The organism is Pseudomonas sp. 30_B, assembly GCF_017491605.1.
Lineage (GTDB): Bacteria > Pseudomonadota > Gammaproteobacteria > Pseudomonadales > Pseudomonadaceae > Pseudomonas.
On record NZ_JAFGYY010000007.1, the window covers coordinates 153,370 to 165,599 of the forward strand.

Consider the following 12,230-nt stretch of genomic DNA (forward strand, 5'->3'; position numbering starts at 1 on the left):
TCACTCCAGCCCGCAGTGAGGGACGCCGCCCGGCAGCGCCGCACCGTGCTCGACGCACTGGCGCAACGCTTCGATCAGCGGATCGAGGTCAAAGCCCTGGGACAGCAGCCACAACGGGTTGTAATAGGTGGTTTCGTAGCGCTCGCCGCTGTCGCAGAGGATCGCCACGATCGAACCACTCTCGCCACGTTCGACCATCTGCCGCGCCACCAGCAGCGCGCCGATCAGGTTGGTTCCGCTGGAGCCGCCAACATGCCGGCCCAGGCGCTGGGCAAGGTAATGCATGGCCGCCAGCGAAAGGTCATCCGGCACCTGGCAGCAAGCATCGATCACCGCCGGCAGGAAGGACGCCTCCACGCGCGGCCGGCCAATGCCCTCGATGCGCGAGCCGTAGCTCAGGGTCAGGTCGCGGTTGCCGGTGCGGTAGGACTCGAAGAACACCGAGCGCTCGGCATCGGCACAGAGCACGCGGGTCTCGTGGCGACGGTAGCGGGCGAAGCGGCCCAGTGTCGCCAGGGTACCGCCGGTGCCCGGACTGGAGACCAGCCAGGACGGCTCGGGGAAGCGCTCGTGGCGCATCTGCTGGAAGATCGACTCGGCGATGTTGTTGTTCGCCCGCCAGTCGGTGGCGCGCTCGGCGTAGGTGAACTGGTCCATGAAATGTCCGCCGGTTTCCCGCGCCAGGCGCTCGGACTCGGCGTAGATCTGCGTCGGGTCCTCCACCAGGTGGGCCTGGCCGCCATAGAAGGCGATCTGCGCGATCTTCTCCTTCGAGGTGCTGGCCGGTACCACGGCAATGAACGGCAGGCGAAGCAGACGGGCGAAGTAGGCTTCGGAGATCGCCGTGGAGCCGCTGGACGCCTCGATCACCGGCGCGCCGGGGCGCAGCCAGCCATTGCACAGGGCGTAGAGGAACAGCGAGCGTGCCAGGCGGTGCTTGAGGCTGCCGGTGGGATGGCTGGACTCGTCCTTGAAATACAGGTCGATCCCCGGCATGCCGGGCATCTCCAGAGGAATCAGGTGGGTATCGGCGCTGCGCTGGAAATCTGCCTCGATGATGCGGATCGCCTCGCGGGTCCAGTTACGGTCTTGGGCGGACATGCTGTTTCCTCGTCGAATGGCGGAAGATCAGTCCAGCACGCCGGCGGGCGGCGTGGGCGGCGCGCTGCGCCACTGGCTGAAGGCGACCCCGATGAACACCAGCCCTGCTGCCAGCGCCTGCTGGCCGCTGAGCACCTCGCCCAGGAACACGGCGGCGAAGATCAGGGTGAATGCCGGAATCAGGTTGATGAAGCCGGTCGCCTGGCTCGCCGGCAGGCGGCTGACGCCGAAGTTGTACAGGCCGTAGGCGCCGACGGTGACCACGCTGCCCAGGTAGATCAGCGCGAACCAGCCGGTCGGGCCGGGCGCGGTCGGCACCCCGGAACCGACCAGCGCCAGCGGCAGGAAGAACAGCGAACCGATGAAGGCTTGCATGGCTGTCAGGATGAAGGGCGAGTAGCGCGCCGACAGGTGCTTGAGCAGCAAGGTGTAGCCGGTGGCGCAGAGCATCGCCAGCAGCTCGTAGAAGTTGCCGAGCAGCGGCTGCGGCGCATGGCCGTCCGACTCGCTGGCCAGGGTCAGCCAGAGCGCGCCGAGCACCGCCAGGGCGAAGCCCAGCCAGGTGTTACGGGCGATCTTCTCGTGCAGCAGGAAGAACGCCCCCACCGCCACCAGCAAGGGCAGCAGCGCCGTGATCATGCCGGCCTGGGCAGCGCTGGTGTGCTGCAACGCCAGGGACTCGAAGATGAAGTACAGGCAGGGCTCGCAGGCGGCGAGCCCGAGCAGCCATTGCCAGTCGCCGGGCTGGTAGTCGATTCGTCCGCGCCAGCGCCAGGCGGCCAGGAAGATCAGGCTGCCAAGGGCCATACGGGCGAAGATCACCCACATCGCCGGCATTTCCTGGAAAGCGAATTTCAGGGCGATGAAGGAACTGCCCCAGAGCGCCATGGCCAATACCAGGCACGCGAGGGCGAACGGCCGGGATTGCTGCACGGGACGCTCCAGTCAAAAGGTGCCTGGAGTATAGGAGGCGCCCGGGGCGGGCCGACAGGTACAGAACGCAGGGGAAACTGTATGGGCGGGTCGCTCCTACGAAGAGCCAGCCCCCACCGATCCGACTTTGGCTGTGCCTCTTAAGACTTCCAGAGAAATATCCGCACACTCCGACTGCCCCGTTCAACGAGGGTATTTTTCGCCTAAGCGAAAAACCGGATGTCCGGGGCAAGACTTTTGCCTTCTTTGGGGCGTTGCCAAAGAAGGTCGCCCGAGGGGGCGAAACAAGAAGCCGGGGGCGTACGCCGAAGCGGCGCGGGAACACCCAAGTCAGAGCAGTCAAACAGGATAAACATTCGAGCACGAACAGTGCGCCGGTCCTGCCGCCGGATCGCGGGCATGGCCCGCTCCTACAATGGCGTGCAGCCTCCGGTGTTCCCTGGTGGGATCAGATTCCGCCGTGGGGGATTTCGCGGACAAGGTCCAAAATCACTCCCAAGACTTACCCTTGGTCCCCCGCTCCACCGGCACGCGTTGCTGCATCGCCGCCTTGGCCAGCAGGTGCGCGCTGATCGGCGCGGTGATGAAGAGGAACGCGGTGATCAGCAGCTCGTGCAGGCTGACGCCCTCGCCACGGGTGCTGAAGTACAGCATCGAGGCGAGGATCACCCCGCCAACACCCAGGGTCGAGGCCTTGGTCGGCGCATGCAGGCGGGTATAGAAATCCGGCAGCCGATACAGGCCGATAGCACCGAGCAATGCAAACAGGCTACCGGCTAGCAACAGCAGGCAGACCAGCGCTTCGATCAGGACACTCATTCGATGATGTCTCCGCGCAGCAGGAACTTGCACAGGGCCACGGTGCTGACAAAGCCCATCACCGCGATCAGCAGCGCCGCCTCGAAGTACAGACCGCTGCCCTTCCAGATACCGAACAGCACGATCAGCGCGATGGCCTCGATGGACAGGGTATCCAGCGCGAGGATGCGGTCCGCCGTCGACGGCCCGCGAATCAGCCGCGCCACCGTGAGCAGCAACGCCGCACCGAGCAACGCCAGGCAGATCGGGATCACGATGCCGAGCATTCGAACACCTCCTTGAGCGGCGCTTCGTAGCGGGCCTTGATGTCCGCCGCCAGGGCCTGCGGGTCCGGCACGTCGAGGCCATGGACCAGCAGCGTGCGGCGGTCCTCGCTGAGATCGGCGGACACGGTGCCCGGCGTCAGGGTGATCACGCTGGCGAGAAGGGTGATCGCCAGGTCGTCGGTCAGTTCCAGGGGAATTTCCACGAAGCCCGGCTGCAGCCTGGACTTCGGCCCCAGCACCAGTTTCGCCACCTGCAGGTTGGCCACGACTATGTCGTAGAGCACCAGGCCGATGAAGCGCAGCAGCAGGCCCGGCCGCTGGATACGCGGCGCAGCCAGCAGCAGGTTGCGGCACAGCAACGGGATCGCCAGGCCGAGGAACGCGCCGAGCAGCCAGTGGCCGAGGGAGAAATCGTTGACCAGCAACAGCCAGCTCAGCAGCAGTACGCCGCTGAGCAACGGGTGCGGAAGGATGCGCCGGATCATGCGCCACCTCCCAGCAGGATCGCCTGGCGATAGAGCCCGGCGTCGAGCAACTGCACCGCCGTGGCCTGGGCATAAGTGAGCAGCGGCCGCGCGGCGACCACCATCAGCGGCGCGCTCGCCAGCAGGCCGAAGGTTGCCAGCAGCTTCACCGGCTCGCGCTCGGCGCTGCCCAGCACGGTGTGCCCGGTGCGCCAGAACAGGGTGCTGCCGGCACGGCTCAGGGCGACGATGGTCACCAGTCCGCTGACCAGCACCACGCTCCACAGCGCAATGGCCTCGCTGCCACCGCTCACCGAGCGCAGCAGCATCAGCTTGCCGAGGAAGCCCGACAACGGAGGCAGCCCGGCAACCGCGATGGCGCCGAAGAAGAACGCGCCACCGAGCAGGTGCGGTTGCAGCAGCGCCGGGCCTTGCACCAGGCGGCCGCCTTTGTCGCCACGCTGGCGGGCGATCAGGTCGGCCAGCAGGAACAGGCCACCGGCCACCCAGATGCTGTGCAACAGGTAGTAGAGCGCGGCGGACAGCGCCTCCGGCGTGCCCAGGGCGACGGCCGCCAGCAGCGTGCCAGCGGAGACGACGACCAGATACGACAGCAGGCCTTGCAGCGTGGTCGCCGCCAGCGCGCCCAGCGCCCCGGCGACTATCCCCGCCAGCGCCAGCGGCCACAGCCAGGCTTGCGCAAGGTTCGCCAGCTCGCCGGCCTCGGCACCGAAGATCAGCGTGTAGACCCGCAGGATCGAATAGATGCCGACCTTGGTCATGATCGAGAACAGTGCCGCCACCGGCGCGCTGGCCTCCGCATAAGCGCGAGGCAGCCAGAAATACAGCGGCAGCAGCGCGGCCTTCAGGCCGAACACCACCAGCAGCAACAGCGCCGCCGCACGCACCAGCGGCGCCTGTTCGGTGCTCAGCTGGGCCACCCGCTCGGCCATGTGCGCCATGTTCAGGGTGCCGGTGATGCCGTAGAGCGTGCCCACCGCGATGAGGAAGAACGCCGAGCCGACGAGGTTGAGTACCACGTAATGCACGCCCGCGCGCACCCGCCCTGCCCCGCCGCCATGCAGCAGCAGCGCGTAGGAGGCGATCAGCAGGATCTCGAAGAACACGAAGAGGTTGAACAGGTCGCCGGTGAGGAAGGCCCCGTTCAGGCCGAGCAGTTGGAACTGGAACAGCGCGTGGAAGCGCTTGCCGCGCCGGTCATCGCCGCGCACCGCGTAGATCAACGACAGGCTGGCGAGCAGTGCGGTCGCGGCGATCAGCAGCGCGCTGAGGCGGTCCAGTACCAGGATGATGCCGAACGGCGGCTGCCAGTTGCCCAGCGCGTAGAACTGCACCACGCCGCTGTCGGCCTGTTGCAGCAGCACGGCGGAAAGCGGCAGCAGTGCCAGGGTGGCGAGCAGCGACAGGCCGCGCTGCAGGCGCTCGCCCACGAGCAGCAGCGCGCAACCGGCAAACAGCGGCAGCAGGACCGGAAGAATCAGCCAGTGGTTCATTGGCCTTCCTCCCCGTTGCCACCGTCCACATGGTCGCCGCCGGTTTCCGCCAGCCCACGCAGGGCCAGCACGATGACGAAGGCCGTCATGGCGAAACCGATGACGATGGCGGTCAGCACCAGCGCCTGGGGAATCGGGTCGCCGGCATTGGCGACCTGGCCGATTACCGCCGGGTCACCGGCCAGCCGGCCCATGGCGAAGAGGAACAGGTTGACCGCGTAGGACAGCAGGGTCAGCCCCAGTACCACCGGGAAGGTGCGTGCGCGCAACAGCAGGTAGACACCGCTGGCGGTCAGCAGGCCGAGGGCGATGGCGAACAGCGCTTCCATCAGTGCGCCTCCTTGGACAACAGCGGCTCTCTTGGCTCTAACGAGGGGGGCGGTGCAGTGACCGAACCGAGGCCCGAGAGGATCAACAGCGTCGCGCCGACCACGGTGAAGTACACGCCCAGGTCGAAGAGCATGGCGGTGGCCAGCTCGATGTCGCCCACCAGCGGAATGTGGAAGTGACCGAAAGCCGAGGTGAGGAACGGGAAGCCGAAGAACCAGGCGCCCAGGCCGGTCAGCCCGGCGATCAGCACGCCGAGGCCGGCAAGGCGGCTGTAGTCCAGCGGCAGGCGCGTGCTCACCCAGCGGCTGCCGCAGGCGATGTACTGGAGGATCAGCGCCACCGAGGTGATCAACCCGGCAATGAAGCCGCCGCCCGGCAGGTTGTGCCCGCGCAGGAAGATGAACACCGAGACCAGCAGCGCCAGCGGCAGCAACAGGCGCGACAGCGTGGCGAGGATCGGCGGGAAGCGGTCCTTCGCCCAGGCGCGGCCCTCGTCGTCAGTCTCGCGGCGCAGCAGGCGCAGGCCGTCGAGCAGCGCGAAGATGCCGACCGCGGCAATCGCCAGCACGGTGATCTCGCCGAGGGTATCGAAGCCGCGGAAGTCCACCAGGATCACGTTCACCACGTTGTGCCCGCCGCCACCGGAGACGCTGTTCTCCAGGTAATAGCCGGCGATGCTGTCGTAGGGACGGGTGAGCACGGCGTAGGTCAGCAGCGTGACCATCACGCCGGCGCCGATGGCGATCACGAAATCGCGCAGGCGGCGCAGGCTGCTGGAGGTTTTCGGCGTGCGCGCCGGCAGGTAGTACAGCGCCAGCATCAGCAGGACCATGGTCACCACTTCCACCGATAGTTGCGTGAGCGCGAGGTCCGGCGCGGCGAAGCGGGCGAAGGCCAGCGCCACCAACAGGCCGGCGATGCTGAGGATCACCAGCGCGGTCAGGCGCTGGCGATGGAACCAGACGGTAAGCGGCCCGGCGATGGCCAGCAGGACCAGGCCCAGCGCGGTGATGCCGTCCAGCGGCGTCTGCGCACGCTCACCTTCGATGGCGGGCAAGGGCGCGAGACCGGCGAACACCACCACCACGGCGGCCAGCACCAGCAGCATGGCGTAGCGCTGCAGCGAGCCGTTCTCCAGGTAGCCGGTCACGCGCGAGGCGAAACGCACCACGCGCTGAACCTGCTGCTCGAACACCAGCTTGGCGTCCATCGCCGGCAGCCCGCCGTACCAGTCGAACAGCGGCTTGCGCAATACGTAGAGCAGCACGCCGCCGGCGGTGGCGGCGAAGCTCATCGCCAGTGGCGCGTTGAAGCCGTGCCAGATCGCCAGGCTGTATTCCGGCAGCGCGCCGTTCAGGCTCGAGGCGGCGGCGCCGGCCAGCAGTGGGCCGACGATAACGCCCGGCATGATGCCCACCAGCAGGCAGATCAGCACGAGGACTTCCACCGGCACCTTCATGTAACGCGGCGGCTCGTGGGGATGCGGGTTGGGCAGGTTGATCGGCTCGCCGTTGAAGAACACGTCGTGGATGAAGCGCACCGAGTAGCTCACCGAGAACAGTGCGCCCAGGGTCGCCAGTGCCGGGATCACCCAGTTGAAACTGCCCATCATGTTCTGCGCCAGGGTCTCGCCGAAGAACATCTCCTTGCTGAGGAAGCCATTGAGCAGCGGCACGCCGGCCATGGATGCCGATGCCACCATCGCCAGCACGGCGGTGTGCGGCATGTACTTCCACATGCCGTTGATGCGGCGCATGTCGCGGCTGCCGGTCTCGTGGTCGATGATCCCGGCGGCCATGAATAGCGAGGCCTTGAAGGTGGCATGGTTGATGATGTGGAAGATCGCCGCGACGTTGGCCATGGGCGAATCCAGGCCGAACAGCAGGGTGATCAGGCCCAGGTGGCTGATGGTCGAGTAGGCCAGCAGGCCCTTGAGGTCGTTCTGGAACAGCGCCATGAAGGCGCCCATCAGCAGGGTGGCCAGGCCGGTCAGGCTGACCAGGTAGAACCACAGGTCATTGCCCGACAGCAGCGGGTACAGGCGCGCCAGCAGGAACACGCCGGCCTTCACCATGGTCGCCGAATGCAGGTAGGCCGACACCGGCGTCGGCGCCGCCATCGCATGGGGCAGCCAGAAGTGGAAGGGGAACTGCGCGGACTTGGTGAACACGCCCAGCAGCACCAGGCAAAGTGCCAGCGGGAACAGCGGGCTGGCCTGCAGCACCTCGCGGGCGCCGAGCACCGTGGAAAGCTCGAAGCTGCCGACCACGTGACCGATCAGCAGGATGCCGGCGAGCAACGCCAGCCCGCCGCCGCCGGTGACCGCCAGGGACATGCGCGCGCCCTTGCGCGCGTCCGAGCGATGGCCCCAGAAGCCGATCAGCAGGAACGACGACAGGCTGGTCAGCTCCCAGAACACCAGCATCAGCAGGAGGTTTTCGCTCAGCACCACGCCAAGCATGGCGCCCATGAACAGCAGCAGGAAGGCGAAGAAGCGCCCTGCGGGCTCCTTCTCCGACAGGTAGTAGCGGGCATAGAGAATGACCAGCAGGCCGATGCCGAGAATCAGCAGTGCGAATAGGAAGCCCAGACCGTCCAGGCGCAGGCTGAGGTTCAGGCCCAGTTCCGGCAGCCACTCCACGCGCTGTACCTGGGGAGCGGCGCCCAGTACCGAGCGCTGGCCCATCAGCAGGATCAGCCCGGCGAGCGGCACCAGGCCGGTGGCGGCGGCGCAGGCGGTGCGCCCGAAACGCTCGGCCAGCAGCGGCAGCAATACCCCGAAGAAAGGCAGCGCAATGATCAGCGCCAACGTCATGACCCACTCCTTTTCACCGCCGAACGGCAACCCAGCAAACCACCCCGTGCCCGAGCGGCCGGTGTAGGAAAACGACGATTATCCATATCTATCGATTTCACGTCATGGATTGAATTATTACGAAAATGAATGTTTCAACCGCGCCCGCCGTGCGCTGCGGCGAAATTTCCGATCCCCCAAACGATAGCGCGCGACAGTCGAGATGACTGTCGCGCGCTGGGTTTCGCTGGCTGCCGCTGAGGGCAACCGGTACCGGTCAGTGGCTGACGCGGCTGGTGCCGTTGACGGTCAGGATGCGTACGCGCTCACCAACACGGAACACGGCACCTTCGTCGACTTCCTGGACGTAGGCGCGGGTGCTGCCGTCGTCTTCGCGAACGGTGATTTCCACACCCTGGGTACGGGTCAGGCCTTCTTCGGTGGCCGCACCGAGCAGGCCGCCGGCCACGGCGCCGATGATGGCGGTGACATAGCTACCCTTGCCACCGCCGATGGAGCTGCCGCCGATACCGCCAACGGCGGCGCCGGCAACCGAGCCGATCGGGGTCTTGGTGCCCTCGATCTTCACCGGACGCAAGGCCTGGATGGTACCCATGCGAACGTTCTGCACGGTACGTGCCTCTTCGCGGGTGTAGGTGTCGCCAGTCAGGCTGGACTGGCAACCACCGAGGGTCAGGGCCAGTGCAGCGAACGTCACGGCGAACAGGGCAGATTTACGCATGTATGAAACCTCCGGATAGGGCTACGAATATTAGACTCCGACGACAGCCCTCCTGTCACGCCAGGGCTTGCAACAATCTCGTTCGGTTCAGCTTTCGTACAGTCTGTGCCAAGACCCGCGAAAATGCCTGTTTCCGCCAGGCTTTATGTGGGTTGATGGTTCGGCTAGGGTAGGCGCCCGAACGAGGAGTGCCCATGGATTACTTCATTATCGTCGTCACCACCGCGGCCGGTCTGTACTTCCACTGGTGGATCTACTGGCGCATCCGCCGCTGGATGGACCGCGACCTGGCACTGTCGCTGGCGGGCGACGATCCGGCCAAGCGCAGCTATCTGCTGGAGCGCCTGCAAGAGGCCAAGCGCCAGCGCGTCAAGCGCCGCGACCTGCCGCAGTGGCTGCAGCAAGCCGCCGACGATTACCGCGCCGCCTGAGCCAGCGACCAGAATCGCGCCAGCGCCTCGGCGCGACTCTCCAACTCCGTTGCGGCCTGCGCACAGGCCTGGGCCAGACTCATCGGCCCCGGCACCAGGCTGAAGGCCGCCTCGATTCCTTCCCCGCGCAACTCGGCCAAGCCCTCGCCCAGGCTGCCGGCCAGCGCAACCACCGGCACCCCGGCGCGACGCGCCAGCCGCGCCACTCCGACGGGCGTCTTGCCATGCAGGCTCTGGCCATCCAGGCGGCCTTCGCCGGTAATCACCAGCCCGGCTCCCTGCAGCGCCTGCTCCAGTCCCGACAACTCGGCAACCAGTTCTATGCCCGGACGGAATCGCGCCTTGAGGAAGGCCCGGCTGGCAAAGCCCAGGCCCCCTGCCGCTCCGACACCGGGGAACAGGCTGTGATCCTCGCCCAGTGCGCGCGCGGCGACTTCGGCGAAATGCCGTAGCGCCGCATCGAGCTCCTCGACCTGCGCAGGGCTTGCGCCCTTCTGCGGCCCGAATACCGCAGAGGCACCATGCGGCCCGCACAGGGGATTGTTCACATCGGCCGCGACTTCGATCTCCACCTGCCGCAGACGCGGATCGAGGCCGGACAGGTCGATCTCCATTAAGGTGCCCAACACCGCACCACCGGCACCGAGCTCGGCGCCCTGTGCGTCGTGGAATCGCGCGCCCAGCGCCTGCAGCAAGCCCAGCCCGGCATCGTTGGTAGCGCTGCCACCCAGCCCGAGGATGATCTTGCGCGCGCCGGCGTCGAGCGCCTCGCGCATCAGCTCTCCGGTGCCGCGACTGGTGGTACGGGTCGCATCACGCTTGCGCTCCGGCACCCAGTGCAGGCCGCTGGCGGCGGCCATTTCGATCACCGCGGTGCCGTCGTCCAGCCATCCCCAGTGAGCCGTCACCGGCTGCCCGAGGGGGCCGCAGACCCGGCATTCGCGCCGTTCGCCTGGCTTGGCGGCGAGCACGGCATCCACGGTGCCCTCCCCGCCATCCGCCATCGGCCGCAGCAGCATCTCGTCGGCCGGTCGCGCACGCAGCCAGCCACGGGCGATGGCCTGGGCGACCTCGGGTGCGGAAAGGCTTTCCTTGAAGGAATCCGGGGCGATGGCGACTTTCATGCAGGCAGGTCCGTTGTGCGAAGGGATGCAGGCATCCTACACCGCGGCACGGACTTTCACGGCCCCGTAGGAAATGGCAATCAAGGTGTACGACCGCAAACAGTCAAACGCCGCAGCGGGTCAGGGCGCGAGACGCTCGCGGACCCAGGCGCCGTTCTCGACGCGGAAATTGAGGCGATCGTGCAGGCGGCTCGGGCGGCCCTGCCAGAACTCGATGCGGCTCGGCACCAGGCGATAACCCCCCCAGAACTCCGGACAGGTTGGCGCGGAATCGGCGAAGCGTCGTTCGGTTTCCGCGAGCAATTGCTCCAGCTCGCCGCGTCCGTCGATCACCCGGCTCTGCGGCGAGGCCCAGGCGCCGAGCCGGCTGCCCAGCGGGCGCACCCGGTAATAGGCGGCGGACTCTTCCACGGACACCTTCTCGACCTGGCCCTCGATACGCACCTGGCGCTCCAGCGCCGGCCAGAAGAAGGTCATGGCCGCGCGCGGGTTCTCGCCCAGCTGCTGCCCCTTGGCGCTTTGGTAGTTGCTGAAGAAGGTGAAGCCGCGCTCATCCAGGCCCTTGAGCAGGAGCACGCGACAATGCGGCTGGCCCTGGGCGTCCACGGTGGCGAGCATCATCGCGTTGGGTTCGACTGGCAGTTGCTCGGTCTTCACGGCCTCCTCGAACCACTGGTGGAACAGGCTGAAGGGCTCGTCGGGAGCCTGGGACTCGTTCAGTCCGTCACGGGTGTATTCGCGGCGCATATCGGCCAGGGTCTGAGCCATCGGAATTCTCCTAGGAACGAAGGCCCCAAGCATATCCAGAGTTGCGCCTTCGCGCTTGATCCACGACAAGCGACATTCCGTCCGGAATGCCGCTTTCGCGAGGTGGGATCAGTTCTTCTGCGCCAGCGCCAGCAGGCTGCTGCGCTGGGTCACCAGCACTTCGACGCGGCGGTTCTGCGCGCGGCCTTCGGCGCTGCCGTTGTCGGCGCGCGGCAGGCTCGAACCGACGCCCTTCAGGCGCAGGCGATCAGCACCCAGGCCGCTGAGGCGGAAGATCGACGACACCGCCTGGGCACGTTGCAGGCTGACCTTGTCGTTGAGCGCCTTGTCGCCCGAACTGTCGCTGTGGCCCAGCACCAGCACGCCGCTCTCCGGGTCGTTCTGCAGCATCTTCGCCACGTTGCCCAGCGGGCCGAGGGTGATGGGCAGCAGCAGTTCCGGGCGCTTGGGGTTGAAGGAACTGTCCACCGGCGCGATCAGCACCAGCGCATTCTCGCGACGTTCGATGGTGAACTTGCTGCCGGCCACCGCCGTGCGCAGGGCCTGCTCATGCTGGTCGAGCCACTCCTTGCTGACCTGGTCCTGCAGTTTCGCGCCGGTGTCCCCGGCAGTCTGTCCAGTACCCGCAGCGAACGGCCACCACCAGTGGCCGCCAGGCTGCTTGCTACCTGCATCGGCCACCTTGGGCGCCTCGACGGCTTTTTTCTCTATCGCCGGAGCGGCAACAGTCGCCTCGCTCTCGGCACCGAAGGGCCACCAGTGATGGCTGCTGCCTGCAGCGGGCGCAGCAGCGCTGCTCTCCTTGTCCTTGGCCTGGAATTGACTGCAAGCCGAGAGGCCGATGCAGAGGGCGAGCGTGGAGATCTTCAGCACTTTCATGGGAGCGGTACCATCGGTTGGAACACGAAGGAAGGCTGGAGCGCGGCACGCAGGCGGCAGCGCCC

13 protein-coding genes are annotated in these 12,230 nt (G+C 66.9%); 1 reads left to right on the top strand and 12 read right to left on the bottom strand.

What is annotated here, in order from left to right; genetic code table 11:
* From J5M67_RS10040 to J5M67_RS10080, 9 genes are all read right to left on the bottom strand, one after another.
* A complete protein-coding gene (locus J5M67_RS10040) occupies positions 1-1,101 on the bottom strand; it encodes a PLP-dependent cysteine synthase family protein (RefSeq protein WP_207885154.1) in 1,101 nt (366 codons plus the stop codon).
* Between the two features lie 27 nt (positions 1,102-1,128).
* Complete coding sequence (locus J5M67_RS10045; protein ID WP_207885155.1) at positions 1,129-2,034, bottom strand: DMT family transporter; 906 nt, start codon at positions 2,032-2,034, stop codon at positions 1,129-1,131.
* 489 nt (positions 2,035-2,523) lie between these two features.
* Complete coding sequence (locus J5M67_RS10050) at positions 2,524-2,853, bottom strand: Na+/H+ antiporter subunit G (protein ID WP_207885156.1); 330 nt, start codon at positions 2,851-2,853, stop codon at positions 2,524-2,526.
* Positions 2,850-3,119: a K+/H+ antiporter subunit F gene (locus tag J5M67_RS10055; RefSeq protein ID WP_207885157.1), complete on the bottom strand. Its 270-nt coding sequence runs from the start codon at positions 3,117-3,119 to the stop codon at positions 2,850-2,852. The genes J5M67_RS10050 and J5M67_RS10055 overlap by 4 nt, the downstream gene beginning before the upstream one ends.
* Entirely contained in the window at positions 3,104-3,604 is a 501-nt protein-coding gene (locus tag J5M67_RS10060; protein WP_207885158.1) for a Na+/H+ antiporter subunit E, read from the bottom strand. The genes J5M67_RS10055 and J5M67_RS10060 overlap by 16 nt, the downstream gene beginning before the upstream one ends.
* Entirely contained in the window at positions 3,601-5,097 is a 1,497-nt protein-coding gene (locus J5M67_RS10065; RefSeq protein WP_207885159.1) for a monovalent cation/H+ antiporter subunit D, read from the bottom strand. Before J5M67_RS10065 ends, J5M67_RS10060 begins: the two co-directional genes overlap by 4 nt.
* Positions 5,094-5,426, bottom strand: a complete 333-nt coding sequence (locus tag J5M67_RS10070; protein ID WP_207885160.1) for a Na+/H+ antiporter subunit C — start codon at positions 5,424-5,426, stop codon at positions 5,094-5,096. Before J5M67_RS10070 ends, J5M67_RS10065 begins: the two co-directional genes overlap by 4 nt.
* A complete protein-coding gene (locus tag J5M67_RS10075; RefSeq protein ID WP_207885161.1) occupies positions 5,426-8,242 on the bottom strand; it encodes a monovalent cation/H+ antiporter subunit A in 2,817 nt (938 codons plus the stop codon). Before J5M67_RS10075 ends, J5M67_RS10070 begins: the two co-directional genes overlap by 1 nt.
* A 256-nt stretch (positions 8,243-8,498) precedes the next feature.
* A complete protein-coding gene (locus J5M67_RS10080) occupies positions 8,499-8,963 on the bottom strand; it encodes a glycine zipper 2TM domain-containing protein (RefSeq protein ID WP_207885162.1) in 465 nt (154 codons plus the stop codon).
* Between the two features lie 194 nt (positions 8,964-9,157).
* Here J5M67_RS10080 and J5M67_RS10085 point away from each other — a divergent pair, with 194 nt between their 5' ends.
* Entirely contained in the window at positions 9,158-9,394 is a 237-nt protein-coding gene (locus J5M67_RS10085; protein ID WP_207885163.1) for a hypothetical protein, read from the top strand.
* Here the strand turns inward: J5M67_RS10085 and J5M67_RS10090 are convergent.
* From J5M67_RS10090 to J5M67_RS10100, 3 genes are all read right to left on the bottom strand, one after another.
* Complete coding sequence (locus J5M67_RS10090) at positions 9,379-10,518, bottom strand: glycerate kinase (protein WP_207885164.1); 1,140 nt, start codon at positions 10,516-10,518, stop codon at positions 9,379-9,381. The genes J5M67_RS10085 and J5M67_RS10090 overlap by 16 nt on opposite strands.
* A gap of 120 nt (positions 10,519-10,638) precedes the next feature.
* On the bottom strand, positions 10,639-11,286 hold the full coding sequence (gene pdxH, locus J5M67_RS10095) for a pyridoxamine 5'-phosphate oxidase (protein WP_207885165.1): 648 nt from the start codon (positions 11,284-11,286) through the stop codon (positions 10,639-10,641).
* A gap of 108 nt (positions 11,287-11,394) precedes the next feature.
* Entirely contained in the window at positions 11,395-12,165 is a 771-nt protein-coding gene (locus tag J5M67_RS10100) for an OmpA family protein (RefSeq protein ID WP_207885166.1), read from the bottom strand.
* Positions 12,166-12,230 lie beyond the last annotated feature (65 nt).